A 25,795-nucleotide genomic window follows, 5' to 3' on the forward strand; every position below is an offset into this window, starting at 1 on the left:
AGCAAAACTATAAAAGGAAACCGCCATGCCATCGTTTGACGTGGTCTGCGAAGCAGACATGGTCGAAGTGAAGAACGCCGTCGAGCAATCGAACAAGGAAATCACCACCCGCTTCGACTTCAAGGGCAGCTCGGCCAAGGTCGAGCAGAAGGAAAAGGAATTGACGCTGTTCGCCGATTCCGATTTCCAGCTGAGCCAGGTGTACGACGTGCTGGTCAACAAAATGACCAAGCGGAAAGTCGACGTCCGCTTCCTCGACGAGGAAAAAGTGGAAAAAATCGGCGGCGACAAGGTCAAGCAGCTGATCAAGGTGCGCAACGGCATCGAGACCGAGGACGCCAAGAAGATCACCAAGGCGATCAAGGAAAGCAAGATGAAGGTGCAGGCCAGCATCCAGGGCGAAACCGTGCGCGTCACCGGCGCCAAGCGCGACGACCTGCAGGCCGCGATGGCGCTGCTGCGCAAGGACATCCAGGACTTGCCGCTCGCATTCAACAACTTCCGCGATTGATGCAATAAGAAGATCCGGAACAGGGGCGGCGCCTCTGTTTCTCTCACTCTGCATATCGCCGCACGCCTCGCGCTACCCACTTTTTGCTTGAGGTAGAATTGAGGCGGCACAAACTCGCTCGCATCGGCCCTGCTGTGGCAGCAAGAGTAACTTCGGTAGTCTAAGGATAGCAATGAAACGTGTTGATGATTTCCGCCTGCGTCTGGGCAACAAGGAATATGTGCCCATCATGATTGGCGGAATGGGCGTGGACATTTCGACCTCCGAGCTGGCGCTGGAAGCGGCGCGCCTGGGCGGCATCGGCCACATCTCGGACGCGATGGTGCAGGACGTCTCGGACCGCAAGTTCGATACCACCTTCGTCAAGGACAAGACCAAGCTCTACAAGTTCAACATCAACAACATGGACAAGGCGGTCGTGAAGTTCGACCTCGAACGCCTGGCTGAAGCGACGCGCCTGCACGTGGGCGCGACCATGGCGGCGAAAAAAGGCGATGGCCTGATTTTCGTGAACTGCATGGAAAAGCTGACCATGAACGCGCCCAAGGAAACCCTGCGCACGCGCCTGGCCTCGGCGCTGGACGCCGGCATCGACGGCATCACCATGTCGGCCGGCCTGCACCTCGGTTCGTTCGAGCTGATCAAGGACCACCCGCGCTTCCGCGAAGCCAAGCTCGGCATCATCGTGTCGTCGGTGCGCGCGCTGCAGCTGTTCCTGCGCAAGGTCGCCAAACTGAACCGCCCGCCCGATTTCATCATCGTCGAAGGTCCCCTGGCCGGCGGCCACCTGGGTTTCGGTTTCGACTGGAAGAACTACGACCTGCACCTGATCATCGACGAAATCCTCGCCTACATGCGCGCGGAAAACATCGATATCCCGCTGATCGCGGCCGGCGGCGTGTTCACCGGTTCGGATGCGGTGAGCTTCCTCGAAAAAGGCGTCGGCGGCGTGCAGGTGGCGACCCGCTTCACCGTCACCCGCGAGTGCGGCATGCCCGACAGCGTCAAGCAGGAATACTTCCGCGCCAGCGAGGAAGACATCATCGTCAACGGCATCTCGCCGACCGGCTACCCGATGCGCATGCTGAAAAGCACGCCGGCGATCGGTTCCGGCATCCGTCCGGGCTGCGAATCCTACGGCTACCTGCTGGACGCCACCGGCAACTGCGCCTACATCAATTCGTACAACCGCGAAGTGCTGGCGAATCCGGACGTGAAAAATCCGCCGGTGATGGACAAGACCTGCCTGTGCACGCACATGCGCAACTATAACTGCTGGACCTGCGGCCACTACACTTACCGCCTGAAGGACACGACGCATAAACTGGCCGACGGTAACTACCAGATCCTGAGCGCGGAGCACGTGTTCAAGGATTACCAGTTCAGCGTGGACAACGCCATCGCGCTGCCGGAAAAACAGGAGAGCGCGGCGGCCTGAACCGCGCCGCGTTTTTAGCGAAAAGCCATGCCCACGCATGGCTTTTTTGTTTTGGCACAACGGCGACACGTCTTCGGGAACGCGTGTACGCTGGGCGAGTCCAACTGAGGATGCCCAACCAGCCAAAGGCGCCCAGCATGACCATGTCCGTACCGACAGCCAATGCCGCCTTCCTGGTCGACGAGACCGGCATCATCGCGGCCTGGAACGATGCCTGCGAAAAGCTGCTTGGTTTCACAGCCATGGATGCCATCGGGCAGCCACTCGGCGCCCTGCTCACCGGCGTTGCGCCGGAAGACAGCGGGGAGCGCTGGCTCGGCCTGGCCGAGGACCATGGCAACACCAACCGGGTGGTGCTGCGTCGCGCGAACGGCGGCGAGGTGAAAGCCGACCTGGCCTTGTGTCCGCAGTACGGCCCCGACGGCGTGTCCCGGGTCTGGGTCGCCGCCATCGACAATGTCCACGGCGACGACACGCCCGACACCGTGCTGGTTGGGCGTACCCCCTTGTCGGCGGTCATCGACTTCCTGCCCGGCACCGTGTATGCGCTCAATCGCGACAGCCGCTTCGTGCTCTGGAACCGCAATCACGAACGGGCCACGGGCTACAGCCCGGACGAGATGGCCGCGCTCAACGTGCTCGAGTTGTTCGACCTGCCGACCCGTCCCCTGATTGCCGACAGTATCCGCCGCGTGTTCGAGCAGGACGAGGAAATTGCGATCGAAGCCGAGGTCGTGTCGCGCAGCGGGCGCGAGACGCCGATGCTGCTGTGCGGCGCGCGCGTGGATTGCGACGGCGGCCAGTACCTGTTCGGCATGGGCATGGACATCACTGCGCGGCGCGACCAGGAACGCATGCTGCAACTGCGCGAGCGCGCCTTGCACGCGGCCAGCAACGGCATCGTCATCACCGGCATAGCCGGGCGCGACTGCCCGATCGAATACGTCAATCCGGCCTTCGAGCGCATCACCGGCTACAGCGCCCTCGAGGTCGTCGGGCGCGATTCCCGCTTCATGGCCGCGCCCGGCATGGACAACAACGAGCGCATGCAGGTACACGAGGCAATCGCCGCGCGCCAGCCGGTGAACGTCGTGTTTCGCAACATGCGCAAGAACGGCGAGCTGTTCTGGAACGACCTCTCCGTCACGCCGGTGCTGGACGAGCACGGCGTCACCACCCATTTCATCGGCGTCATCATGGACGTCACCGCCACCAAGCAGCGCACCGCCCACCTCGAGCACGAGGTCAACCACGACCCGCTCACGGGCCTCGCCAACCGCAACCTGATGTGGGACCGGCTAGAGCAGGCGCTGCACCTGTCGCAGCGCCAGAAATCGATGGTCGGCATCGTCCTGATCGACCTGAACAACTTCAAGAGCATCAACGACAGCTTCGGCCACGAGGCCGGCGACGTGGTGCTGAAGGTGGTGGCACGGCGCCTGCAGGCCTCGGTGCGCGACATCGACACCGTGGCACGCCTGTCCGGCGACGAATTCGTGCTGGTGCTGGTGAATCAACCTTCGCTGCGCTTCACGCTACGCATGATCGAGCGCCTGCGCCAGAGCCTGACCCAGCCGGCCTCCTTCATGCACAAGCAGATCGAAGTCGGCGCCAGCCTCGGCGTCGCGGTCTATCCGCACGATGGCGTCACGGCGGCCGAGCTGGTGCGCTCGGCGGACGTCGCCATGTATCACGCCAAGGCCACCGGCCGCAACGAAATCTATTTCTTCTCGAACGATATGAAGTCGAGCAGCGAGGCGCGCCAGCGGCTCGATTCCGGCATGTCGCACGCGATCGAGCGCGGCGAACTGTTCATGCTGTACCAGCCCTGCATCGATGCGCGCAGCGGCCGGGTCTCCTGCTTCGAGGCGCTGCTGCGCTGGCGCCATCCGGAGCATGGCGTGCTGCTGCCCTCGGCCTTCCTGTCGGAGGCCGAGGAAAACGGCCGTATCGTCGAGTTCGGCGCCTGGGTACTCGACCAGGCCTGCGCCTTCCTGCACGATTTGAAACAGCTTGGCGTGACCGACGTGCCGGTCACGGTGAACGTCTCGGCGCGCGAATATGGCCAGCAGAATTTTGTCCCGGACATCGCGGCGCGCCTCACGGCCTACGGCCTGGCGCCGGACAGCCTGCAGATCGAATTGCGCGAGGAAACCGTGATCCGCAATCCCGGCCAGGTGCGCGACCTGGCGGCCCAGTTGCGCGAGCTCGGCCTGACCTTGTCGATCGACGAATTCGGCCAGGGCATGAGCGACCTCGGCTTCCTGCGCGAACTGTCCGTCGGCCAGCTGAAACTGTCGAAAGAAGCGGTCCACGCGATTGCCGACGAGCGCGATGCCGAAGGCGGCACGATGGCGCGCACCCTGATCGACATCGGCCATAACCTGCGCATGCCGGTGATCGGCGAAGCGGTCGAAACGCACGCCCAGCGCGACTTTCTTACTTCGCACGGCTGCGCGGTGCTGCAGGGCTTGCTGATGAGCGAGCCGATGGCGGCCGAGGCGGCGCGCGAACTGGTGCGCGACCGCGACCGCATGCCTGCGTAAAGGACCGGCACCAGGCCCGGCGGCGGGAGTCGGGTCGGCGCTTCCGGTATCATGCCTGGTTCCCGACGCATTCTTTGCCATGCACGGCGCCACTGCCGTGCGCGCATCCAACACGATGAAACACAGACTTTTTCTTTTCGACCTGGACGACACCCTGCTCGACTTCAAGGCTTCGGAACAACGCTCCTTTGATCGCACGATGCGCGAACTCGGGCTCGATACGCTTCCCGAGGGGCTGTTCGCGCGCTACCAGGCGATCAACCTCGCACTCTGGAAGTCCTTCGAGCTTGGCGCCGTTTCGAAAGATTATCTGAAGGTGGAGCGCTTCCGCGCGACCTTCGCCGCGGCCGGGCTGGATCTCGATCCGCAGGCGGCCAGCCACCTCTACCTCGAATCGCTGTCGAATACGGTGGTCCTGATCGACGGCGCGCAGCAGTTGTGCGAGACGCTGGCCGGCATCGGCGAAGTGGGCATCATCACGAATGGCGTCGAGCATATCCAGCATCGGCGCATCGCCGCATCGAAGCTGCACGCGCATGTGTCGTTTGTCGCAACCTCGGAGGCCTGCGGCCATGCCAAGCCGGACGCGCGGTTTTTCGACTACACGGTCAAGATGGCGCGCGCGTTTTCGAACGCGGAGACGGTCATCGTCGGCGACCGGTTGGACGCCGACATTCTAGGCGCGAACCGGTTCGGGATCGAGAGCTGCTGGTTCAATCCGGGCGGGTTGGGCAATGACACGGGAGCGCTGCCGACCTGCGAAGTGAGGCGGCTCGATGAGGTGGTGCCGGCGCTGCGCCGCATGGCGGGGGCCTGAACTTTCAGGGCGACAGGCCGTGGGGCTGTTGCCTGTTCTGTTATCGGTGTTTTTAATCCGCGTGGGCATGCCCACCCTACGGGACACGATAGCGGGTCCGGGGTGTGCGTGAACTCGCCACGAAAGGCGACCGTAGGGTGGGCATGCCCGCGCGGATCGCGCGCACCACGTACCGCACAGGCAACAGCCCCACCCTGTCCGCACACCGCCTTTCGCGAACCGCATTAGCCCTCGGTCGTAATCCGCTGGATCAGCGCCCCCAGCACATCCTCGGCCATCGCATTATCCACCTGGCAGGTCCCCGCATTCTCATGCCCGCCGCCGCCATATTCGAGCATCAGCGCGCCGATATTCGTCTTCGACGTCCGGTTCAGGATCGATTTGCCCGTCGCAAACACCGTGTTCTGGTTCTTCAGCCCCCACAGCACGTGGATCGAGATGTTCGTCTCCGGGAACAGCGCGTAGATGATAAAACGGTTGCCGGCGAAAATCGTCGTTTCGTTGCGCAGGTCGAGCACGACCAGGTTGCGGTGCACGCGGGCGCAGCGCCGGATCTGTTCCTTGCACTGGTTGCTGTGCTCGAAATACAGCTTCGTGCGCTCCTGCACGTCGGGCATGGCCATGATGGTGTCGATCGAATGCTGGCGGCAGGCCTCGATCAGCTCCATCATCAGCTGGTAGTTGGAGATGCGGAAATCGCGGAAGCGCTCCAGGCCGGTTCGGGCGTCCATCAGGAAATTGAGCAGGTTCCAGCCAGCCGGCTCGAGGACTTCCTCGCGCGAAAAGCGGGCGCTGTCGCCCTTGTCGACGGCCGCCATCATGTCCAGCCAGGCGACGGGGAACACTTTCTCGCCGCCGTAATAATCCCAGACCACGCGCGCCGCCGAGGGCGCCTCGGGCTGGATCACGTGGTTGTTGCGCACGCCGGTGTTGCGAATCGTCTCGGACAGGTGGTGATCGAAGGACAGGTGGGCGCCGGCGACGTAGGGCAGATTGGTCGTGATGTCGCGGCTGCTGATCGAGATCTTCCCGTCCTGCATGTCTTTCGGATGGACGAACAGGATGTCGTCGATCAGGTTCAGGTGCTTGAGCAGGACCGCGCAGACCAGTCCATCGAAGTCGCTGCGGGTGACGAGGCGGAATTGAGCTGGAACGGCGGACATCGGCGGACCCTTTCGTCGAATGGTTGACTGTGGAAGCATCAAATCGTTTTTTCATCATACCGTGCAATGTTTCCAGCTGTTAGTTTTTGTCAGGCTGTTTCGCAAATAAGAGGGCGGTCCCGGCGTCCGGTTTTGCATTCCACGCCCCGCATCGTGCAGGCTGTCGCAAAGCAGGTGCCCCGCGCCGGCGAGCGGGGTAAAGTTGCAACATTCCAACAATCCGGACGCCAGACCCTGCCTTTCGAGGAAGGCAAACCGGCACCGGGCGGCGCCGGCGCGGTACACTCGTTGCGCCCACGAATCGAACGACAAGACCAGACATGCAAGCGCGCAGCTCCACCAATCATTATTTTTCCGGCATCCTGTCGTCGCTCTACCGCGCCTTCGACGCCGTCGCTACCTGGGTGACCCAGCTGTCGTGGTGGAAATTCTTCCTGTTCGCGGCGCTGACCCTGATCGCCGGCATCATCCTGCAGGAAGAGCTATTTTCCGACAGCGGTGCCGACATCGCAGCAGCCGAACGCGCCGCGCGCAAGGACCAGCCCAGTATCCTGATCGACGACAGCGGCATCCATTTCAACCCGCGCAACAAGCCGAAACCCGGCAGCCCGAACGGCCCTGCGGCCCTCCCCCCGCCCGTGCCGCCGGCGCCGCCGGAGGCCCCGGCAGACGCCGCTCCCGCCGCTCCTGCAGCGCCCGCTGCGCCGGCGGCCTCCCCGGCAGCCGCTGCCCGGGCAGCAGCTGCCGCCGGAGCGGCGGCCGCGATGGCCGCGCCCGACCTCGTCCTGCCGAAGGGCGCGCGCCCCGGCAGCGATTCGGTGCACATCGAATTGCCGCCGCAGATCGCGGAAGAGTTGTCGGTCGCGATCGAAGGTGCGGTGGACGATGCGGCCGAAGCGAAAGTGTCGCGTTATCACAAACAGGCCTCGACCTGGTTCAGGAGCTTCGTGCTGCTGCTGTTGATGGCGCTGTTCGGCATCAAGGCACTGATGGGCGGCAAGAAGCGCGCCGAATTGCAGACCCAGAGCGCGAACGCCGCCGCCGAGCGCGAGTCGATGCAGCGCCAGCTGTCCGAAGCGCGCATGCAGATGATGCAGGCGCAGGTCGAACCGCACTTCCTGTTCAACACGCTCGCTTCCGTCGAACACCTGATCGAGACCAATCCGCCGCGTGCCTCGGCCATGCAGCGCAGCCTGATCCTCTACCTGCGCGCCGTGCTGCCGCAGATGCGCGACAACACCCTGGTGACCAACCTCGGGCGCGAAGTCGACATGGTGACGGCTTACCTGCAACTGCTCAAAATGCGCATGGAAGAGCGCCTGACGGTCGATATGCGCATTCCCGACGCACTGCGCAGCGCGGCCTTTCCGCCGATGATGCTGCAATCGATGGTCGAGAATGCGATCAAGCATGGACTCGAATGCAAGCCCGAGGGCGGCACCCTGAAGATCGTGGCCGACGTCGCCGACAACAAACTGCGCGTCACCGTCACCGACGACGGCGTCGGCTTTGGCGTCGTGCCGAGCACCGGTACCGGCCTCGGCCTGCCGACCATCCGCGAGCGCCTGAGATTGCTGCACGGCGAGGCCGGCCAGCTGCACATCGCCGCCAACAGCCCGAGCGGCGTGATCGCGATGGTCGAGGTGCCCTACCAGGTTTCGCGCTGACACCATGCTCACCGCCGGCCTTGCCTGCGGCGCCAATTCGTTGAATAATTGTCACTTCCTCTTTCCGCCAGGACCACGACCATGCCGACCGCGATTATTGCCGATGATGAAAGACTGATGCGCGACCAGCTGCGCCTGCGCCTGGAGCAGGTGTGGCCGGAACTGGACATCGTGGGCGAAGCGAAAAATGGCGAAGAGGCGGTCGAGCTGGTCGGCCAGTGCAAGCCGGATTTCACCTTCCTCGACATCCGCATGCCCGGCAAGACCGGCATCGAAGCGGCGCGCGAGATCGGCGACCGCAGCCAGATCGTGTTCGTCACCGCCTACGACCAGTACGCGGTCGAGGCCTTCGAGCGCGGCGCCGTCGATTACGTGCTGAAACCGTCGGAGCCCGAGCGCCTGAAGGTGACGGTCGAACGACTCAAGGCACGCCTCGGCAAGCCCGGCGCCGTGGTCAACGACAGCGTCACCGCAATGCTGTCGCAACTGGCCGAGAAGATCGCCGCGCCCAAGCCGAAGCATTTGCAATGGATCCAGGCCAGCATCGGCCAGGATTTACGGATGATTCCGGTCGAGGACATCCTGTTCTTCCGCTCGGACGAAAAATACACCTGCGTGCAGACCGCGACATTCGAGGCCTTGATCAGGAAACCCGTGCGCGACCTGGCCGACGAGCTCGACCCTGCCCTGTTCTGGCAAATCCACCGCGCTACGCTGGTCAACGTCAACGCGATCGAAGGCGTGACGCGCGACATCCGCGGCCGCCACCTGGTGCTGGTCAAGGGGCGCCCGGAGAAGCTGGAAGTGAGCCGCAGTTTCCTGCACCTGTTCAAGCAGATGTAAAAAGCATTGTTGGCCGTCGTGCACCGTAGGGTGGAGTCCTGACTCCACGCGTACGGCATATGCATATCGAAACGCCGCGCGTCAGCTTCACAGTGCGTGCGTTCGTGATGCTGTCACGCGTTGCGGCACGCAACTGTACGACCGCGTGGACTCAGGAGTCCACCCTACCTTACGCAACAGTTCCAGGCCCATCTTCCCTGCTTGTGCCGGCTCAACCATACCCCGCTTCGCCCGCCGTATCGTAGCGTTTGGTCCGCGCACGCGGACATTACCGCAGGCATATCCAGATGAAACAAGAGCGCAGTGCGCGCCCACGCGGGCGGGGCCTGGCGATGTTCGCGCTCGGCGTGCTCGGCGGGCGTTTGCTGGCCCGTTTCGATACCGACGGCGCCGGCGATGCACCCACCCGCCACAGCCGGCGCATCGTCCACAACGCGGGCGAAGCGATCATCGCGGCCGACGAGACCAGCCGCATCGTGCTGGCCAATCCGGCCGCGGCCAGCATGTTCGGCGTGACCGTGCAGCAAATGGAAGGCAGTCCGCTGGCGCGCTTCATCGAAGCGCCCCGGGCGGTCGACTTCGGAGCGGACGGCGCCGGTCCGCTCGACTATTTCCGCGCCGGCGGCAGCGCCGGGCGCCGCGGCACCGATTACGCCGGCACCGGGCTGCGCGCCAACGGTACCGCGTTCGCGATCGAAGGCTCGATCGCCGAAGCCCGGCATTACCGGCGCATCGTCTACACCATCATCCTGCGCGATGTCTCCGAGCGCCAGCGCGTGCAGCGCAAACTTGCCCGCTCTCACGACCAGCTGCGCCAACTGTCGGCGGCGCTGCAGACCATCCGCGAGGAAGAACGCACCCACATCGCCCGCGAACTGCACGACGATCTCGGCCAGCTGCTGGCCTCGCTGCGCATGGACCTGACGCTGTTGCAGGACGCATGCGGCGCCACGCCCGACGCCTTGCGCCTGATCCGCGGCATGGACGGCAACCTGCTCACGGCAATTACCTCGCTGCGACGCATCGCCACCAACCTGCGCCCGCGCTCGCTCGACGAAGGCGGCCTGTACTTCGCGCTGCAGGGCCTGCGCGACGACTTCACCGAGCGCCACGGCATTGCCTGCCAGGTCCTGGCAGACGAAGCCGAGCTGCGCCTGGACGACCAGGCCAGCACCGCCATCTTTCGCATCGTGCAGGAAGCGCTGACCAACATCGCGCGCCACGCCGGGGCAAGCGCCGTGACGATGAACCTGTACCGCATCGATGGCGAACTCCTGGTCACGATCCGCGACGACGGCCGCGGCATCCGCGAGGAAGACCTGGAAAAGGCCGAATCGCTCGGCCTGATCGGCATGCGCGAACGGGTCTGGGGCCTGCACGGCGAGATCACGATCAGCGCCGAGGATCCGCCCGGCACCCGCATCGACATCGTGTTGCCGATCGCCGGCCACGTCGTGTAGTGCCGATGACTGCCTGTCATCAAGAAGAAATATTGCTTCGATAAGATGCGCTGGACCTTGAGTTTGCAAAACGCCAACTCAATCCTTCGTCACCTTATTGGAGATCTTCATGCAATACAAAGCCCTGGCCGCCGCGCTGATCACGACCCTTCCGCTGTTCGCGCATGCGCAGACCAACGTCACCGTCTACGGCGTCATGGACGCGGCCGTCGCCATCGAGGATACCGACGCACCGGGCGAAAAGCGCCGCACCGTCGTCAGCTCGGGCAACCAGTCGAGCAGCCGCCTGGGCTTTCGCGGTACCGAAGACCTGGGCAATGGCCTGAAGGCGATCTTCAACATCGAAGCGGGCGTCGCGCTCGACACCGGCGCCGCCGATTCCGCCCTGTTCGGCCGCCGCTCGGTGGTGGGCCTGCAAGGCGGCTTCGGCCAGGTCACGATCGGCCGCGAATACAGCCCGATCGCTTCGATCGCCGCGGCCACCGACGCGCTCGGCCAGGGTTTCTACGGCAGCAACCTGTCGGCCTTCACCACCAACCGCCTGACCCGCCGCCTGTCGAACTCGGTGAACTTCAAGAGCAACCCGATGGCAGGCTTCAGCGTGCTGGCGGCCTACTCGGCCGGCGAGCGCACCACCGGCGGCCCGAACGGCAACCTGCTGGGCGTGGCGCTGGAATACGCGAACGGCCCATTCTACGTCGGCGCCGGCTATCACCAGGTGGAACGCGTGGCAACGGAAAAGGACAAGGAAGTCGCAGTCGGCGCCGGCTACAAATTCGGCGATTTCGACCTGAAGGCGAACTACATGTCCGCCGACCAGGCCGGCGCGAACAACAAGTTCGAGCAGGTCAACCTGGGCGGCGTCTACACTATGGGTTCGAACAAGTTCTACGCGAACGTGCAACGCAACAAAATCGACAACGGCGCCCGCGGCAACGCCTGGTCGCTGGCCTACAGCTACGCGCTGTCGAAGCGCACCAACCTGTACACTGCTTACGGCGCGATGCGCAACAACGAGCGCGGCGTATTCGGCCTGAACTCGTCGTCGAACAACGTCACGCCTGTGGCGACCGCGCTGGGTGCGGATCCGACCGCGTTCACGGTGGGCATGCGCCACGCGTTTTAAGAGTGATACGAGCTGTCTCGGTTAGCCGCAGACAGTCGCGTAACGTAGGGTGGGCATGCCCACGCGTTCGTGCCGATGCGCTCCGCACACGTTGTAAAAAAACGCGGCGGATGATCACCACATTGTGCGAGATCATCCGCCGCGATATGCAAGCGCCGTACCGCGTAGGCTCACGAGCCCACCCTACGTCATGCGATCGCCAACGCAGTGATCACTTGAGCCGGCAGGTGAGGATCCAGAAAAACTCGACCCGCTCGATCTTGATCTCCTTGCTGACATTCCCCAGCCGCTTGCGCAAAGCACTGTCCGACTGGTAACTCTTCGGCAGCTCGAAACGTTCGCCCTCGGGTGCCGTCAGGATCTCGTAGGTCGTGCCTTCGGCATCCGTGCGGGCAATGGTTTCGCTGAAGCCTTCCACAAACGAATCGTCCAGGATCACCAGCAGCACATCCTTGCCCAGGCGCTTTTTCAGCGTCGCCAGCAGCTTTTCCTGCTCGCCCTTGGTCAAATGCGACCACAGGAAACTGACCAGCACCGCCGTGAATTTACCAAGGTCGTTGCCGATGTCTTCCGGCAAATCCAGCGCATCGGCCACGCGGAAGGACACTTTGCCTTCAGGCATGCCGCGCTCGCGGGCGATGTCGATCAGTGAGGCGTTGATGTCGACCGCCAGCACCGACGCCGCCGACTCGGCCGTCACTTCGGTCCAGAACCCGGTGCCGCAGCCCAGTTCCAGCACCGTATGCCCGGCAAGGACGTTTCCGAGGTGGATGCTCATGTCGTCGATGTCGTCGCCCATGTCCGGCTCGAGGTACTTGTCCTCGAGCGCTTCGCCCAGCAGGGCATAGTATTTTGCAACTTGTTGATTGTTCATGTTTTTCTCTTACAGCTCATTGCGACACAGCTCGCCGCATTACAGTTCATAGTTCTCGCCGCCGCGCATGGCCGACTCGACCATCTTGCGCGTCAGGCTCGGGGCCAGCAGCTCGATGAAGGTATAAATATAACTGCGCAAATACGCGCCCTGCTTCACCGCGACGCGCGACACGTTCATGCCGAACAAGTGGCCGACGGGAATCGCGCGCAGGTTGCGGTCGCGCTCGGTGTCGAAGGCCATGCCGGCGATGATGCCCACGCCCATGCCCAACTCCACATAGGTCTTGATGACGTCGGCGTCGATCGCTTCCAGCAGCACGTCCGGTTTCAGTTCGCGCAGGCTGAACGCATGGTCGATCTTGCTGCGTCCGGCAAAGGCGGCATCATAGGTGATCAAGGGGTAACCGGCAATTTCCTCCAGCGAGACCGCTTTCGAGCGCAATAAATCGTGTTCCGGCGGCACCACGACCACGTGTTCCCACTGGTAGCAGGGCAAGGTCACCAGCCCGTCCATCGACGCGATCGCCTCCGTTGCAATGGCGAGATCGGCCTGGCCGCCCTTGACCATGTCGGCGATCTGCTTCGGGTTGCCTTGCAACAGCGACAAGCGCACCTTCGGGTATTTGACCATGAAGGCCTGCACCACTTTCGGCAGCATGTAGCGCGCCTGGGTGTGGGTCGTGGCGATGGTGAAACTGCCGCTGTCCTGGGCCGCGTATTCCTTGCCGATGCGTTTCAGGCTTTCGATTTCCTGCATGATCAGCTCGACCGACTCGAGTACCAGGCGGCCCGGCTCGGTCAGGCCGCGGATGCGCTTGCCGTGGCGGGTGAAGATGTCGACGCCGAGCTCTTCCTCGAGCTCGATGATGGCTTTCGACACCCCCGGCTGGGAGGTGAACAAGGCCTTCGCCGCGTCGGTCAGGTTGTAATTCTGGCGCACGGCTTCGCGGACGAAGCGCAGTTGATGAAGGTTCATTCCTGTTTTTCTAGATGTTGTGAAAACGCCAGTCGCTATTTTATGCGAATGCTTATGCCCCTACCGTATATAAGCAAATAAATTGTCAGTCGTTTGGAATAAAGCTGCCTGGGCTTACCATTCGATCCAGATTAGCGGGCCTTCCACCCCGAACACGCCAGGATTTTTACTATGTATCGTTATGATCAGTACGACCATCTCATCGTCCGCGAGCGCATTGCGCAATACCGCGACCAGGTTGCCCGCCGCCTGAACGACGAGCTGACCGAAGAAGAGTTCCTGCCGCTGCGCCTGCAAAACGGCCTCTACATGCAGCGTCATGCCTACATGCTGCGGGTTGCGGTGCCCTACGGCCTGCTGTCCACAAGCCAGATGCGCATGTTCGCGCACATTGCCCGCAAGTACGACCGCGGCTATGGCCACTTCACGACGCGCCAGAACATCCAGTACAACTGGATCGAGCTGGAACAGACGCCGGACATCCTGACCGAACTCGCTTCGGTGGAAATGCACGCCATTCAGACGTCGGGCAATTGCATCCGCAACATCACGACCGACGAGTTCGCCGGTGTGGCCGCGGACGAGATCATGGATCCGCGCCCGTTCGCCGAGATCCTGCGCCAGTGGAGCACCTTCCACCCCGAATTCATCGCCCTGCCCCGTAAATTCAAGGTCGCCATCAACGGCGCCGTGGAAGACCGCGCCGCGATCGCGATCCACGACATCGGCCTGACCCTGACCCACAACGAAGCCGGCGAAGTCGGCTTCAAGTTCATGGCCGGCGGCGGCATGGGCCGCACGCCGATCATCGGCAGCGTGATCCGCGACTTCCTGCCATGGCAGCACCTGCTGACCTATACCGAAGCCGTGATGCGCGTGTACAACTCGTACGGCCGCCGCGACAACAAGTACAAGGCCCGCATCAAGATCCTGCTGAAGGCACTGGGCGTCGAGGAATTCGCGCGCCTGGTCGAAGAAGAGTGGCAAGACCTGAAGGATGGCCCGGAAACCCTGACGCGCGAGGAATACGACCGCGTGGCCGCCTATTTCGAATCGCCCCCTTACGAGACCCTGGGCCCGGTCGATCCGCTGGCGGCCCACGCCGACAACAAGGCCTTCGCCAACTGGCTCGGCCGTAACGTCAAGCCGCACAAGGTGCCGGGCTATGCATCGGTCGTGCTGTCGCTGAAAAAGACCGGCGTGCCGCCGGGCGACGCCACCGCCGAGCAGATGGATTTCGTGGCGGATCTCGCCGACAAGTTCAGCTTCGGCGAACTGCGCGTGACCCACGAACAGAACCTGGTGCTGGCCGACGTCAAGCAATCGGACCTGTTCGAAGTCTGGACCCTGGCCAAATCGAAAGGCCTGGCGACGCCGAACATCGGTTTGCTGACCGACATCATTTCCTGCCCGGGCGGCGATTTCTGCTCGCTGGCGAATGCGAAATCGATCCCGATCGCGGCCGCCATCGCCGAGCGTTTCGACAACCTCGACTTCCAGCACGACATCGGCGACATCGAACTGAACATCTCGGGCTGCATCAATGCCTGCGGCCACCACCACGTCGGCTCGATCGGCGTGCTGGGCGTCGACAAGGATGGCAGCGAGTGGTACCAGGTCTCGATCGGCGGCGCGCAGGGCAACAACTCGGCGATCGGCAAGATCATCGGCCCCTCGTTTGCCGGCGGCCAGATGCCGGAAGTCGTGGCGCGCCTGCTGAATGTGTATGTGCAGAACCGTTTCGAAGGCGAACGTTTCGCCGAGACGGCGCAGCGTCTCGGCATCGCGCCATTCAAGGAACACGTGTATGCCACGCCGATCGCGGCGGGCGAACTGGTTGGGGAAGACCATGCTTGAAGTAGTCCACGAACACATCATCCGCGGCCGTGAAGTCGTGGCCGACGACTGGCGCGTGCTGCGCCTGGAAGAAAACGAAGCGGCCGAGAGCGTCGTCGTCCCCGAAGGCAAGCTCATCGTGCCGCTGACGGTGTGGCTGGCGCAGAAGGAAACCCTGGCGCAACGTGCCGAACTCGGCGTGTGGCTCGCGGCCGACGAGCGCTTCGAAGCCCTGAAGGGCGACGCCGACCGCTTTGCCGTCATCGCCGTCGACTTCCCGAAGTTCAGCGATGGCCGCGGCTATTCGATCGCCTACAACGTCCGCAAGCGCCTCGCTTATACCGGCGAACTGCGCGCGATCGGCGACGTGCTGCGTGATCAATTGTTCTCGATGGCACGCGTCGGCTTCAATGCCTACGCCACCCGCCAGGACCGGTCGATCCATGACGCACTGAAGGGCCTGACCGTGTTTTCCGAAACCTACCAGGCCTCGGTCGACCAGCCGCTGCCGCTGTTCCGCCGCAAGGAACGCGACGTGCCGCTCGAACATAGCGACCTCGGCGCAGGCATCTAAGGACCGCATTGGATAACGCATTGGAAAACCCCATGAGCGACCTCGCCATCCGCGTCAGCGAAACCGAAGCCATCCTGGCGCGCATTGCCCGCGATTTCACGCCGGCCGTGTTCGCCTCGAGCCTGGCGGCGGAAGACATGGTGCTGACCGACCTGATCCTGCGTTCGAAGCTGCCGATCGGCATCTTCTCGCTGGAAACGGGCCGCCTGCACAAAGAAACCCTGGCCGTGCTGGACGCCGTCAAGGCGACTTACGGCTATGAGATCGCGCTGTTCCGCCCGCAAACCGAGGCGGTCGACGCCTATGTTGCCGGCAATGGCCTGAACGCCTTTTACGACAGCGTCGAGATGCGCCGCGAATGCTGCCGCATCCGCAAGGTCGAGCCGCTCGGGCGCGCCCTGGCCGGCAACCAGGCCTGGATCACCGGCCAGCGCCGCGCGCAGTCCGCCACCCGTTCGGACCTGCGGGTGGAGGAAGACGATCCGGCGCACTTCATGACCAAGTTCAACCCGTTGGCCGACTGGTCCGAAGAAAACGTCTGGGAATATATCCGCGCCAACAAGGTGCCGTATAACGCACTGCACGACCGCGGCTATCCCTCGATCGGCTGCGAGCCCTGCACCCGTGCCATCCAGCCGGGCGAGGACGTGCGCGCCGGGCGCTGGTGGTGGGAAAACCCGGAGTCGAAGGAATGCGGCCTGCACGTGGTCGACGGCAAACTCATCCGCATCAAATCCGTGGCCGCCTGAGCCACAACACGAATACAAGGCAACTCATGACGAACCTCCTGGACAACGCCGGCATCCTTGCCACGGTGAACGCGCGCCATCTCGACGCCCTCGAATCGGAAGCGATCCACATCCTGCGCGAAGTGGCCGCCGAATGCACGAATCCGGCCCTGCTGTTCTCGGGCGGCAAGGACTCGGTCGTGCTGCTGCGCCTGGCCGAAAAGGCTTTCCGCCCCGGCAAATTCCCCTTCCCGCTGGTGCACATCGACACCGGCCACAATTTCGACGAAGTGATCGCCTTCCGCGACGCCAAGGTCGCGGAACTCGGCGAGCGCCTGATCGTCGGCTCGGTCGAAGACTCGATCAAGAAGGGCACCGTGCGCCTGCGTAACCCGGCCACCGACTCGCGCAACGCGGCGCAAGCCGTGACCCTGCTGGAAACGATCGCCGAACACGGTTTCGATGCCTGCATCGGCGGCGCCCGCCGCGACGAAGAGAAGGCACGGGCCAAGGAGCGCATCTTCTCCTTCCGCGACGAATTCGGCCAGTGGGACCCGAAGGCCCAGCGCCCGGAACTCTGGGACCTGTACAACACCCGCGTCCACCCAGGCGAAAACATGCGCGTGTTCCCGATCTCGAACTGGACCGAACTGGACGTGTGGCAGTACATCGCCCGCGAACAACTGGCCCTGCCGTCGATCTATTTCGCGCACCAGCGTGAAGTGATCCCGCGTAACGGCCTGCTGGTGCCGCTGACCCCGCTGACCCCGGCGAAGGAAGGCGAAAGCGTCGAAATGCAGACCGTGCGCTTCCGCACCGTCGGCGACATCAGCTGCACCTGCCCGGTGTCGTCGGACGCCAGCACGGTCGAGGCGATCATCGCCGAGACGGCCGTGACGCAAGTGACCGAACGCGGCGCCACCCGGATGGACGACCAGACCTCCGAAGCATCGATGGAAAAACGCAAGAAGCAAGGATATTTCTGATGAACGCCCTCAACGACAAGCTCACCCAACACAGCCTGCTGCGCTTCATCACGGCCGGTTCCGTCGACGACGGCAAGAGCACCCTGATCGGCCGCCTGCTGTTCGACAGCAAGGGCATCTTCGCCGACCAGCTGGCGGCCGTCTCGCGCTCGAAGCACAAGCGCACCGTCGGCGACACGATCGACCTGTCGCTCCTGACCGACGGCTTGGAAGCCGAGCGCGAACAGGGCATCACGATCGACGTGGCCTACCGCTACTTTGCGACCCCGAAGCGCAAGTTCATCATCGCCGACACCCCGGGCCACGAGCAGTACACCCGCAACATGGTGACCGGCGCCTCGACGGCCGACGCCGTGATCATCCTGGTCGACGTGTCGAAAGTGAAGCTGCGCGAAGACGGCGGCGTCGATTTGCTCATTCAAACCAAGCGCCACTCGACGCTCGCCCACCTGCTGCAGATCGAGCACGTGATCGTCGCCGTCAACAAGATGGACCTCGTCAACTACGACCAGGTCACCTATGACCGCATCGTCGCCGCCTACCAGGAATTCGCGAACTCGCTGGGCCTCAAGGACGTCACCGCGATTCCGCTGTCGGCCCTGGCCGGCGACAACGTGGTCGATCGCTCCGATAACATGGACTGGTACACCGGTCCGACCCTGATCGAGCTGCTCGAGTCGGTCTCGGTCTACGACGAAGCGCACGATGCGCCCTTCCGCTTCCCGGTGCAGTTGGTCGCCCGCCACAACGGCCATGAGGCCAAGGACTTCCGCGGCTACATGGGCCGCGTCGAGTCGGGCAGCGTCGCGGTCGGCGACAAGCTGGTGGTGCAGCCTTCCGGACAAAGCGCGACGGTCAAGGAAATCCTGAGCTTCGACGGATCGAAGGACACCGCCGCCGCCGGCCAGTCGGTCACGCTGCTGCTCGAGGAATACCTGGACATCTCGCGCGGCGATACGCTGTCCGGCGCCAATGCACCGGCAACCCTGCTCAAGCAGGTCGTCGCCGACGTGTGCTGGATGTCGGACGAGCCGCTGGACGCGCGCCGCAAATACTGGATCAAGCACGGCACGCGCCAGACGGCTGCCAAGGTGACGAAGGTCGAGTCCATCCTCGACATCAACACCCAGCAGCGCAAGGTGGTCGACAACCCGCTCGAGGGCTTGAAGCTGAACGATATCGCGCGCATCAACCTGAACGTGCAGCAGCCCCTGGTGGCCGACGCCTATGCCGACATCCGCGCCACCGGCGCCTTTATCCTGATCGATGAAGTCACGCACCAGACCGTTGCGGCGGGTATGATTCGCCTGAGCGAATAAGACAGGAGCGGCGTATGGCCTTGCTGGAAAACCAAGTACCTGGGCCGTCCGGCAGGTCTGCCGGCAAGGTGTACCTGGTCGGCGCCGGCCCCGGCGCCGCCGACCTGATCACCGTGCGCGGCGCGCGCCTGCTGGCGCAAGCCGATGTCGTCCTTTACGACGCGCTGGTGACGCCCGAGATGCTGGCCCTCTGCGGGCAAGCCGAGCTGGTCTCGGTCGGCAAACGCTCGGGCCAGCGCTCCACCGCGCAGGATGCGATCAACGCCCTGTTGGTCGACTGTGCGTTCAAATTCGCTACCGTGGTACGCCTGAAGGGCGGCGATCCGATGCTGTTCGGACGTGCCGACGAAGAGTTGCGCGCCCTCGAAGCGGAGGGGATCGCCGTCGAGATCGTTCCCGGCATCACCACCGCGCTGGCGGCGGCAGCCACCACCAAACAGCCCCTGACCAAACGCGGCGTTGCCCGCAGCGTCGCCTTTTTCACGTCCAGCACGGGGCCGGACCAGCCGGAACACCCCGCCCTGCCCCACACCGACACGATGGTCCAGTACATGGGCGGACGCGAAGCCGCGGCCACCGCCGAGCGTCTGCTGGCGCAGGGACGGCGCGCGGACACGCCGGTGGTGGTGGTGGAAAACTGCAGCCGCTTCGACGAGCGCATCGCGCGCCTGACGCTGGCGGACCTGGCACGCGGCCTGGAAGCGGCGCATGGGCCGGTGCTGGTGATGATCGGCGAGGCCTTGCGCCTGCGTGCGCATCAGCCGGCGCTCGCCGCGCAGGTCGGCGAGGTGCGCAGCGCCTGAGCCGGGCGCGCCGCTGCAAGCCCTCGGGCCTGGCCGCCCCGCTACCGGGCAGGTTTCTAGCCAGGGATATGCGCGCGCGCGCCGTCGTATTCGTCGATCTGGCGCAGCAGCCGGTCGGCCGCCGCATGGGTATCCGCATTGACCCGGTTCAGGCGCGCAATCGCCGCTTGCAGGCGCGCGCCGGAACGTCCTGCGCATTCGCGGTTGTGCCAGCGCGCCAGGTCGCGCCGCATGCTGTTCAAATCTTCCTTCAATTCGTCGAGCATGCGCCGCAGGCTGCGGTCGGCGTCGACCTGGCCGGACACGCTGCCTGCGAGCAGGCGGTTCGACAGGATCGTGATCTTGTGGCCCAGCAGCGCTACCCGGCGCGCGGTGGCATCGATGTGGCGCGCGCAGCGCATCTGCGCGAACAGCCCGCCTGGCAAACGCATGCCTTTCCAAAGCGACTCCCGTCCCGCGCGTGGGCGCAGGAGCATGGCGAGGATCTGTTTCAGGAAGGATGGGAGCATGGAAGCGCAGTCGAGTGAATAGGCGGACGCGGCCGGAGCCCGAGCAGTGTGTGTTGGTTCGCCAGGGCTGTCAAACCGGACTGGCGGTGAAGCAGCATGATGTGGAACAAGGACCACGCGGTTCTTCCTCAAGCTTGCCACGCCGTCAATGAAATCGCCGCGCCAGCCCTGCCACGGTGCCCCGCCCACGCGAAGCGCCGGACTGCGGTAAGCTCCCCGTTCAGGATTGATTACGGGCACGCCGCCTGCACGGCGGCGGCGCATTCCAACGAGCGCAAGGAGAAATGATGACTGAACAATCGAACTACGTGCCACCGAAGGTCTGGATCCCGCCGGCTTCCTCCGGCGGCACCTTTGCCAACATCAACCGCCCGGTCGCCGGCCCCACCCACGAGCAGGCGCTGCCTGTCGGCAAGCACCCGCTGCAGCTGTACTCGCTGGCCACGCCGAACGGCGTGAAGGTGACGATCATGCTGGAAGAGTTGCTCGCGGCCGGCCACACGGGCGCCGAGTACGACGCATGGCTGGTCAAGATCGGCGAAGGCATGCAGTTCTCCAGCGGTTTTGTCGAGGTCAATCCGAATTCGAAAATTCCGGCGCTGATGGACCGCAGCGGAAGCGAGCCGGTGCGCGTGTTCGAATCCGGTTCGATCCTCATCTACCTGGCGGAGAAGTTCGGCGCTTTCCTGCCGAAAGAGGTGCAGGCGCGCACCGAGACGCTGAACTGGCTGATGTGGCAAATGGGTTCGGCGCCATTCCTGGGCGGCGGCTTCGGTCACTTCTACGCCTACGCGCCGGAAAAATACCAGTACCCGATCGACCGCTACGCGATGGAAGTGAAGCGCCAGCTCGACGTCCTGGACCGCCAGCTGGCTGCCAACCGCTATGTGGCCGGCGACGAGTACACGATCGCCGACATGGCGATCTGGCCCTGGTACGGCAACCTCGTGCGCGGGGAGCTGTACGGGGCGGGCGAATTCCTGTCGGTGCACGAGTACGAACACGTGCGGCGCTGGGCGGAAGAGGTCTATGCGCGGCCGGCGGTGAAGCGCGGGCGCCGGGTCAATCGGGTGTTCGGGAATGAAGCGGAGCAGCTGCCGGAGAGGCATTCGGCGGCGGATCTTGATTGATTCCCTGATGCGCTGCGCGTAGCCCACGAACGGCGGCGCACCGTAGGGTGGGCTGTGCCCACGCGTACGCACCGTTGATTATTCGAGAATCAGCCGAAGGCCGGAAGCGTGTGAATTGCCGAGACGCCGTGAATGATCAACGGCCGAACCGCGTGGGCACGAGTGCCCACCCTGTAAGGGCAAAATAGTAATGTCCGGTTCTAGCAAAATAGAAATGTCCGATTTTGCTATTTCATTCAAGCTGTTGACTTCGAATATGTCGGAGTTGGGCGATGAGCAGAACCGGGAGCATGAACATGAAAGAAGTAGATCGGGGTAAGGTCATCAAGGCCTTGGTCGACAAGCAGATCAAGCCGGCAACGGCGGCGTTGCAGCTTGGACTGACGACGCGGCAGGTGCAGCGGCTGGCTAACCAATTTCGTGATGCCGGGCCAGCTGGGTTGATCTCGGCGCAGCGCGGTAAGGCTGGCAATCGCCAGCTGAAGCCAGGCTTGGCACAGCAAGCGTTGCAGTTGGTCCGGGACCATTACGCTGATTTTCCACCCACGTTCGCTTGCGAGAAGCTGGCTGAATGCCATGACGTGGTGCTCTCAAAGGAGACGCTGCGTCGCTTGATGATCGAGAGCGGTTTGTGGACACCACGCGACGCCCGCGCAGGCGTTTTGCATCAGCCTCGTACGCGGCGCGCTTGCCTGGGTGAGCTGGTCCAAATCGATGGAAGCCGGCATGATTGGTTCGAAGGCCGTGCTCCGCATTGCGCTTTGCTCGTGTACGTCGATGACGCCACTGGCCGGCTAATGCAACTGTATTTTGCCGAAACCGAAACAACCACCGGCTACTTCGAAGCCACGCGGCGCTACCTCGGGCGCCATGGCAAGCCTCGAGCCTTGTATGCCGACAAGGCTGCGGTATTTCGCTCGGCTGCGCAAAACCGCCATGCTCCGACGCAGTTTCAACGCGCTCTCGATGAGTTGGATATCGAGCTGATCTGTGCCAACTCTCCCCAAGCCAAAGGGCGGGTCGAACGCATGAATCGCAGTTTGCAAGCGCGCTTGACACGGGAACTGCGTCTGGCAAACATCAGCAGCATCGCTGAAGCCAACGTTTGGTGCGACAGCTTCGTTTGCCAATACAACGAGCGTTTTGAGCGACCAGCGCACAGCACGATCAATCTGCACCGCCCAGTCAGATCGAATGAAGATCTGTCCCTGATCCTGGCCCACCGCGAACAACGAAAACTGAGTGCCAAGTTGACGCTGCAATTTGAATCGAAGCGCTTTGTGCTTGTGGATTCGGCCGCTGCCAGGGCCCACGCTGGAAGCTCGGTAGCGCTCTACACCTTTGCCGATGGACGCATCGAAGTACGCGCAGGCACGCACCTGCTGCCGCATACGGTACAAGAATGCAACCTGAAAGCGCGACACTTCATCGATGTCGACACCAAGACGATAGACCACACGCTCGATCAGCTGGCCGAGAAGCGCAAACGCAATCGTCCGTACCGTAATCCCACTGCCGCCGAGATCGCAGCCGGCGTCACCGCTGCCAAACAAACGAGCGCGCGCAAAGTCGCATCCAAGTCGCCTCAACACTGCTAGGAATTGCCGAAAAAAATCGGACATTTCTATTTTGCTGAAACCGGACATTTCTAATTTGCCTTTACACACCCTACGTTACGCTACCCTATCGACCGGACACAATAGTCCGTCATCGCAGCCAGCACGCCGGGATCTTCGCCAACCGCGCCGACTACCGAAAGCCGCAAGCCCGGATGCGCGGCGCGCAAGCCCTCCGCCAGCAGGGGCAAGTCGCGCAGCAAATGCGCGCCCTGCCCCAGGAACACCGGCACGACCGTGACCTCCTCCACGCCGTCGGCCACCAGCTCCGCCACCGCCTCCGGCAAGCGCGGCTCCATCAACTCCAGGAAGGCCAGCCGCACCGCGCAATCGGGCAGCCGCGCCGCCGTCAGTTCGCGCAGCCGCTCGAAGGGTGCCGCCCAGGAGACAGCCCGCGCGCCATGGGCAAACAGGACGAGCGCGCGCCGATTCGACGGACCGTTCATCAGTGTCGCTCCACCCAGCGCAAGGCGCCGATTGCCAGCAGCAGGAACAGCAGGCTCGGGGCCACCGCCGTGAAGAAGGCCGGCCAGGTGGACAGCAGGCCAAGGTGCGAGAACAGCGAATTGATCAGGAGGAAGCCGACGCCGATCATGATGCCGATGAAGATCTTCAGGCTCACGCCGCCGCTGCGGGTGTGCAGGTAGGCGAAGGGCAGCGCCAGCGCCATCAGCACGAAAATCGCCAGCGGGTCGACGATCTTTTTCCAGAACGCGATCTGGAAGCGTTCGCTCTCCTGGCGGTTCTCGGCCAGGTGGCGCGAATACACGCTCAGTTCGTGCGCCGACATGCGCTCCGGGTCGCGCCGCGAGACCTGCAGGATCTTCGGCGTGATTTCCGACACCAGGTCCATGCTGGCGAGCTTGCGGTTGGCGGCCGCACTGGTCTCCTGGCCATAGGTGCTCTGGATGGTCTGGCCCTGCGGCACCGGCGCGCCCGGCTCGGGCAGCGTGCGGCTGTTGGAAAACCGGGTCTCGGCGACATCCTTCAGGCGCCAGGTGCCGTTGCCGAGGAAGGTGGCGCTGGCCGCCGTGATCAGGGCGCGCATGCGCATCGCCTGGTCGAATTCGTAGACGTGCACATCGAGCAGCCCGCCGTCTGGCTGGATCTGGCGCGCGTTGAAGAAGCGCGAGCCGATCACGGCGCCGCGGGTGCCGTTCGGCCCTTCGGCATGCACGTTATCCTTGGTCCACATCCCGGAGCGGAATTCCGAGGCGAGCGTCGCGCCCTTGGCCGACAGGCGCACCTTTTCCGCCAGCGGCGCGGTGCGCGGCGTGATCAGTTCGCCGAAGATGAAGGTGACGATGACAAACACGATGCCGATCTTGAACAGCATCCAGCCCGCCATGCGCGTCGACATCGAGGACGCGCGCATGATCGTGAATTCCGAGCTTTGCGCGAACTGCGCCATCGCGTAGATGGTGCCGATCAGCGCCGCCACCGGCATCACTTCGTACACGTGCCCGGGCAGCATCAGCGCCACGTACAGGAGCGCATGCTGGAACATGTAGTTGCCCTTGCCGACGGCGGGCAGCTCGGTGGTCAGGTCCATGAAGGCGATCAGGCCGAGGAAGGCGACCAGCACGAAGGCGACCGCCTGCGTGATGTTGACCGCGAAATAGCGCTGCAGGACTTTCATCGGGACTCCACCTGGGCGGCCGGCGCGCGCTGCCGGCGGCGCCGCTTCCAGGCATTGATCAGGACCAGCGGGTGGTAATGGTGGTTCACGTTCAGGCGCCAGGCAAAGAGGCCCAGCACGATCAGCGCCACGACCAGGTGCAGCGGCCACCAGGCCATCGCGAAATCGACTTTCGCCTGCTTGACGCTGGCCTCGGACATTTTCACCAGGTTGTTATAGGTGAAGAAGATCAGCAAGGCCAGGATCAGGTTGGCGGAACTGCCGGCGCGCGGGTTCACGAAGCCGAGCGGAATGGCGAGCAGGATCAGCACCAGGCAGGTGATCGGCGCCGAAATGCGGTCGAGCAGTTCCGAGCGCGTGTACTGGTTGACCACGGCCAGCAGCGACGGTGTCGACATCGCGTCGAGCGGTACGTCGGCGCCCAGCACCGGCACCCTGGTCGCCACCCGCATGCTGTAGCGCTCGAACTCCATCGACTGGAAATCGGCCTGGCCCGGCACGCCCTGGTAACGCCGGCCATTCTTCAGCACCAGGTACTGGCCGCCCTTGCCGTCCGCTTCGACCACGCCCTCGCGTGCGACGACGATCGAGCTGCCTTCCTTCTGGTTGGTACTCACGAAAACGTTCTTCACCACGGTCGACCCGTTGGTGCTGCCTTCGACGAAGAACACGCGGTCGCTCGAGGAAGACTCGCGGAACTGGCCGGGCGCGACGCGTTTCAGGTCTTCGCGCTTTTCGAAGCGCTGGATGAATTCCGCGCTTTTCATCTTGGCCCAGGGCGCGACCACGAGCGACAGCGCGCCCACCAGCAGCACCAGCGGCAGGCCAAACAGCAGCACCGGACGCACCCAGGCAAGCAGCGACTGGCCCGAGGCGAACCAGACGACCATCTCGGAATCGCGGTAGCTGCGCGTGACGACCACCAATACGGAAATAAAACTGGTGAGAATCAGGACAGTTGGCAGATAATTCAATGATTGAAACGCAATCAATGCGACGACGTCGCCCGATGCGACCCGCCCGCCGGCGGCCCTGCCGAGGATGGCAATGAGGGTCCAGGTGACGCACACCGTGAACAATACCGTGAAGGTTGCCCCGGCTGCGCTGGCAAGTTCACGGTGCAGGGCGCGTTGGAAAATCATTCGATAGTTATAATTGCAGGTTGAGTAGCGCCGCCTCATGGATACACATCGTGCGTACCCATCGCGCGAACAAAAACGAAACGGAGAATC

Annotated in this window: 23 protein-coding genes; 16 read left to right on the top strand and 7 right to left on the bottom strand. The window is 63.6% G+C overall.

Features of this window, described 5'->3' with window-relative positions; all coding sequences use genetic code 11:
• The first annotated feature begins 25 nt into the window (after positions 1–25).
• The 4 genes from AC1MEM_RS21035 (at position 26) to AC1MEM_RS21050 (ending at position 5,312) form a co-directional block, all read left to right on the top strand.
• Positions 26–511 carry a YajQ family cyclic di-GMP-binding protein gene (locus AC1MEM_RS21035; protein WP_499473855.1) on the top strand — a complete coding sequence of 162 codons (486 nt, stop codon included), beginning with the start codon at positions 26–28 and terminating at the stop codon, positions 509–511.
• 172 nt (positions 512–683) lie between these two features.
• Positions 684–1,949, top strand: a complete 1,266-nt coding sequence (locus tag AC1MEM_RS21040; protein WP_499473857.1) for a nitronate monooxygenase — start codon at positions 684–686, stop codon at positions 1,947–1,949.
• Between the two features lie 137 nt (positions 1,950–2,086).
• Entirely contained in the window at positions 2,087–4,495 is a 2,409-nt protein-coding gene (locus tag AC1MEM_RS21045) for a putative bifunctional diguanylate cyclase/phosphodiesterase (protein WP_499473859.1), read from the top strand.
• Positions 4,496–4,610: 115 nt separating this feature from the next.
• Complete coding sequence (locus tag AC1MEM_RS21050; RefSeq protein ID WP_499473861.1) at positions 4,611–5,312, top strand: YjjG family noncanonical pyrimidine nucleotidase; 702 nt, start codon at positions 4,611–4,613, stop codon at positions 5,310–5,312.
• Positions 5,313–5,536: 224 nt separating this feature from the next.
• Here AC1MEM_RS21050 and AC1MEM_RS21055 read toward each other — a convergent pair whose 3' ends face one another.
• Positions 5,537–6,475, bottom strand: coding sequence for an exopolyphosphatase (locus AC1MEM_RS21055; RefSeq protein WP_499473862.1), 939 nt, complete (start codon positions 6,473–6,475; stop codon positions 5,537–5,539).
• A gap of 320 nt (positions 6,476–6,795) precedes the next feature.
• Here AC1MEM_RS21055 and AC1MEM_RS21060 point away from each other — a divergent pair, with 320 nt between their 5' ends.
• The 4 genes from AC1MEM_RS21060 to AC1MEM_RS21075 all read left to right on the top strand — a co-directional run bounded on the left by AC1MEM_RS21060 (position 6,796) and on the right by AC1MEM_RS21075 (position 11,571).
• Positions 6,796–8,142, top strand: a complete 1,347-nt coding sequence (locus AC1MEM_RS21060; RefSeq protein WP_499473864.1) for a sensor histidine kinase — start codon at positions 6,796–6,798, stop codon at positions 8,140–8,142.
• Positions 8,143–8,223: 81 nt separating this feature from the next.
• Positions 8,224–8,985, top strand: coding sequence for a LytR/AlgR family response regulator transcription factor (locus AC1MEM_RS21065; protein WP_499473866.1), 762 nt, complete (start codon positions 8,224–8,226; stop codon positions 8,983–8,985).
• Positions 8,986–9,272: 287 nt separating this feature from the next.
• Positions 9,273–10,445 carry a PAS domain-containing sensor histidine kinase gene (locus AC1MEM_RS21070; protein WP_499473868.1) on the top strand — a complete coding sequence of 391 codons (1,173 nt, stop codon included), beginning with the start codon at positions 9,273–9,275 and terminating at the stop codon, positions 10,443–10,445.
• Between the two features lie 109 nt (positions 10,446–10,554).
• The gene (locus AC1MEM_RS21075) at positions 10,555–11,571 is read left to right on the top strand and encodes a porin (protein ID WP_499473870.1); all 1,017 of its coding nucleotides are present in this window, start codon (positions 10,555–10,557) and stop codon (positions 11,569–11,571) included.
• 211 nt (positions 11,572–11,782) lie between these two features.
• Here AC1MEM_RS21075 and AC1MEM_RS21080 read toward each other — a convergent pair whose 3' ends face one another.
• Both AC1MEM_RS21080 and AC1MEM_RS21085 read right to left on the bottom strand, forming a co-directional pair.
• A complete protein-coding gene (locus AC1MEM_RS21080; protein ID WP_499473872.1) occupies positions 11,783–12,445 on the bottom strand; it encodes a class I SAM-dependent methyltransferase in 663 nt (220 codons plus the stop codon).
• Positions 12,446–12,484: 39 nt separating this feature from the next.
• Positions 12,485–13,423 (bottom strand): CysB family HTH-type transcriptional regulator, encoded by a 939-nt coding sequence (locus AC1MEM_RS21085; protein ID WP_499473874.1) that lies wholly within the window; start codon positions 13,421–13,423, stop codon positions 12,485–12,487.
• Between the two features lie 171 nt (positions 13,424–13,594).
• Here AC1MEM_RS21085 and AC1MEM_RS21090 point away from each other — a divergent pair, with 171 nt between their 5' ends.
• The 6 genes from AC1MEM_RS21090 to cobA are packed head-to-tail and all read left to right on the top strand — an operon-like array spanning position 13,595 to position 19,669.
• Positions 13,595–15,280 carry a nitrite/sulfite reductase gene (locus tag AC1MEM_RS21090; RefSeq protein WP_499473876.1) on the top strand — a complete coding sequence of 562 codons (1,686 nt, stop codon included), beginning with the start codon at positions 13,595–13,597 and terminating at the stop codon, positions 15,278–15,280.
• Complete coding sequence (locus AC1MEM_RS21095) at positions 15,273–15,833, top strand: DUF934 domain-containing protein (RefSeq protein WP_499473878.1); 561 nt, start codon at positions 15,273–15,275, stop codon at positions 15,831–15,833. Before AC1MEM_RS21090 ends, AC1MEM_RS21095 begins: the two co-directional genes overlap by 8 nt.
• A gap of 32 nt (positions 15,834–15,865) precedes the next feature.
• Positions 15,866–16,582 carry a phosphoadenylyl-sulfate reductase gene (locus tag AC1MEM_RS21100; RefSeq protein WP_499473880.1) on the top strand — a complete coding sequence of 239 codons (717 nt, stop codon included), beginning with the start codon at positions 15,866–15,868 and terminating at the stop codon, positions 16,580–16,582.
• Between the two features lie 26 nt (positions 16,583–16,608).
• The gene (cysD, locus tag AC1MEM_RS21105; RefSeq protein WP_499473882.1) at positions 16,609–17,547 is read left to right on the top strand and encodes a sulfate adenylyltransferase subunit CysD; all 939 of its coding nucleotides are present in this window, start codon (positions 16,609–16,611) and stop codon (positions 17,545–17,547) included.
• Positions 17,547–18,866 (top strand): sulfate adenylyltransferase subunit 1, encoded by a 1,320-nt coding sequence (locus AC1MEM_RS21110; protein ID WP_499473884.1) that lies wholly within the window; start codon positions 17,547–17,549, stop codon positions 18,864–18,866. Before cysD ends, AC1MEM_RS21110 begins: the two co-directional genes overlap by 1 nt.
• 14 nt (positions 18,867–18,880) lie before the next feature.
• Positions 18,881–19,669, top strand: a complete 789-nt coding sequence (gene cobA / locus AC1MEM_RS21115) for a uroporphyrinogen-III C-methyltransferase (RefSeq protein ID WP_499473886.1) — start codon at positions 18,881–18,883, stop codon at positions 19,667–19,669.
• A gap of 56 nt (positions 19,670–19,725) precedes the next feature.
• On the opposite strand, the gene AC1MEM_RS21120 is transcribed toward cobA, so the two are convergent.
• Entirely contained in the window at positions 19,726–20,100 is a 375-nt protein-coding gene (locus AC1MEM_RS21120) for a hypothetical protein (protein ID WP_499473888.1), read from the bottom strand.
• A gap of 365 nt (positions 20,101–20,465) precedes the next feature.
• Between AC1MEM_RS21120 and yghU the strand changes: the two genes are divergently transcribed.
• Both yghU and AC1MEM_RS21130 read left to right on the top strand, forming a co-directional pair.
• The gene (gene yghU, locus AC1MEM_RS21125; protein ID WP_499477721.1) at positions 20,466–21,308 is read left to right on the top strand and encodes a glutathione-dependent disulfide-bond oxidoreductase; all 843 of its coding nucleotides are present in this window, start codon (positions 20,466–20,468) and stop codon (positions 21,306–21,308) included.
• A gap of 290 nt (positions 21,309–21,598) precedes the next feature.
• The gene (locus tag AC1MEM_RS21130; RefSeq protein ID WP_499471885.1) at positions 21,599–22,906 is read left to right on the top strand and encodes an ISNCY family transposase; all 1,308 of its coding nucleotides are present in this window, start codon (positions 21,599–21,601) and stop codon (positions 22,904–22,906) included.
• Positions 22,907–22,986: 80 nt separating this feature from the next.
• On the opposite strand, the gene AC1MEM_RS21135 is transcribed toward AC1MEM_RS21130, so the two are convergent.
• The 3 genes from AC1MEM_RS21135 to lptF are packed head-to-tail and all read right to left on the bottom strand — an operon-like array spanning position 22,987 to position 25,705.
• Positions 22,987–23,370 carry a sirohydrochlorin chelatase gene (locus AC1MEM_RS21135; protein WP_499473890.1) on the bottom strand — a complete coding sequence of 128 codons (384 nt, stop codon included), beginning with the start codon at positions 23,368–23,370 and terminating at the stop codon, positions 22,987–22,989.
• Entirely contained in the window at positions 23,370–24,563 is a 1,194-nt protein-coding gene (gene lptG, locus AC1MEM_RS21140) for an LPS export ABC transporter permease LptG (RefSeq protein WP_499473891.1), read from the bottom strand. The genes AC1MEM_RS21135 and lptG overlap by 1 nt, the downstream gene beginning before the upstream one ends.
• Positions 24,560–25,705 (bottom strand): LPS export ABC transporter permease LptF, encoded by a 1,146-nt coding sequence (gene lptF / locus AC1MEM_RS21145; protein ID WP_499473893.1) that lies wholly within the window; start codon positions 25,703–25,705, stop codon positions 24,560–24,562. Before lptF ends, lptG begins: the two co-directional genes overlap by 4 nt.
• Between the last annotated feature and the right edge of the window lie 90 nt (positions 25,706–25,795).

It is taken from the genome of Telluria sp. AIW5, assembly GCF_056680575.1.

What these genes read in the sequence shown, in the direction of transcription:
- AC1MEM_RS21085 (WP_499473874.1), bottom strand. Translation starts at nt 13,423, where the DNA reads ATGAACCTTCATCAACTGCGCTTCGTCCGCGAAGCCGTGCGCCAGAAT.
- cobA (WP_499473886.1), top strand. Translation starts at nt 18,881, where the DNA reads ATGGCCTTGCTGGAAAACCAAGTACCTGGGCCGTCCGGCAGGTCTGCC.
- AC1MEM_RS21075 (WP_499473870.1), top strand. Translation starts at nt 10,555, where the DNA reads ATGCAATACAAAGCCCTGGCCGCCGCGCTGATCACGACCCTTCCGCTG.
- AC1MEM_RS21080 (WP_499473872.1), bottom strand. Translation starts at nt 12,445, where the DNA reads ATGAACAATCAACAAGTTGCAAAATACTATGCCCTGCTGGGCGAAGCG.
- AC1MEM_RS21135 (WP_499473890.1), bottom strand. Translation starts at nt 23,370, where the DNA reads ATGAACGGTCCGTCGAATCGGCGCGCGCTCGTCCTGTTTGCCCATGGC.
- AC1MEM_RS21065 (WP_499473866.1), top strand. Translation starts at nt 8,224, where the DNA reads ATGCCGACCGCGATTATTGCCGATGATGAAAGACTGATGCGCGACCAG.
- AC1MEM_RS21090 (WP_499473876.1), top strand. Translation starts at nt 13,595, where the DNA reads ATGTATCGTTATGATCAGTACGACCATCTCATCGTCCGCGAGCGCATT.
- AC1MEM_RS21060 (WP_499473864.1), top strand. Translation starts at nt 6,796, where the DNA reads ATGCAAGCGCGCAGCTCCACCAATCATTATTTTTCCGGCATCCTGTCG.
- AC1MEM_RS21050 (WP_499473861.1), top strand. Translation starts at nt 4,611, where the DNA reads ATGAAACACAGACTTTTTCTTTTCGACCTGGACGACACCCTGCTCGAC.
- AC1MEM_RS21045 (WP_499473859.1), top strand. Translation starts at nt 2,087, where the DNA reads ATGACCATGTCCGTACCGACAGCCAATGCCGCCTTCCTGGTCGACGAG.
- AC1MEM_RS21100 (WP_499473880.1), top strand. Translation starts at nt 15,866, where the DNA reads ATGAGCGACCTCGCCATCCGCGTCAGCGAAACCGAAGCCATCCTGGCG.
- yghU (WP_499477721.1), top strand. Translation starts at nt 20,466, where the DNA reads ATGACTGAACAATCGAACTACGTGCCACCGAAGGTCTGGATCCCGCCG.
- AC1MEM_RS21040 (WP_499473857.1), top strand. Translation starts at nt 684, where the DNA reads ATGAAACGTGTTGATGATTTCCGCCTGCGTCTGGGCAACAAGGAATAT.
- AC1MEM_RS21070 (WP_499473868.1), top strand. Translation starts at nt 9,273, where the DNA reads ATGAAACAAGAGCGCAGTGCGCGCCCACGCGGGCGGGGCCTGGCGATG.
- lptF (WP_499473893.1), bottom strand. Translation starts at nt 25,705, where the DNA reads ATGATTTTCCAACGCGCCCTGCACCGTGAACTTGCCAGCGCAGCCGGG.
- AC1MEM_RS21130 (WP_499471885.1), top strand. Translation starts at nt 21,599, where the DNA reads ATGAACATGAAAGAAGTAGATCGGGGTAAGGTCATCAAGGCCTTGGTC.
- AC1MEM_RS21110 (WP_499473884.1), top strand. Translation starts at nt 17,547, where the DNA reads ATGAACGCCCTCAACGACAAGCTCACCCAACACAGCCTGCTGCGCTTC.
- AC1MEM_RS21120 (WP_499473888.1), bottom strand. Translation starts at nt 20,100, where the DNA reads ATGCGTTTGCCAGGCGGGCTGTTCGCGCAGATGCGCTGCGCGCGCCAC.
- AC1MEM_RS21035 (WP_499473855.1), top strand. Translation starts at nt 26, where the DNA reads ATGCCATCGTTTGACGTGGTCTGCGAAGCAGACATGGTCGAAGTGAAG.
- cysD (WP_499473882.1), top strand. Translation starts at nt 16,609, where the DNA reads ATGACGAACCTCCTGGACAACGCCGGCATCCTTGCCACGGTGAACGCG.
- AC1MEM_RS21055 (WP_499473862.1), bottom strand. Translation starts at nt 6,475, where the DNA reads ATGTCCGCCGTTCCAGCTCAATTCCGCCTCGTCACCCGCAGCGACTTC.
- lptG (WP_499473891.1), bottom strand. Translation starts at nt 24,563, where the DNA reads ATGAAAGTCCTGCAGCGCTATTTCGCGGTCAACATCACGCAGGCGGTC.
- AC1MEM_RS21095 (WP_499473878.1), top strand. Translation starts at nt 15,273, where the DNA reads ATGCTTGAAGTAGTCCACGAACACATCATCCGCGGCCGTGAAGTCGTG.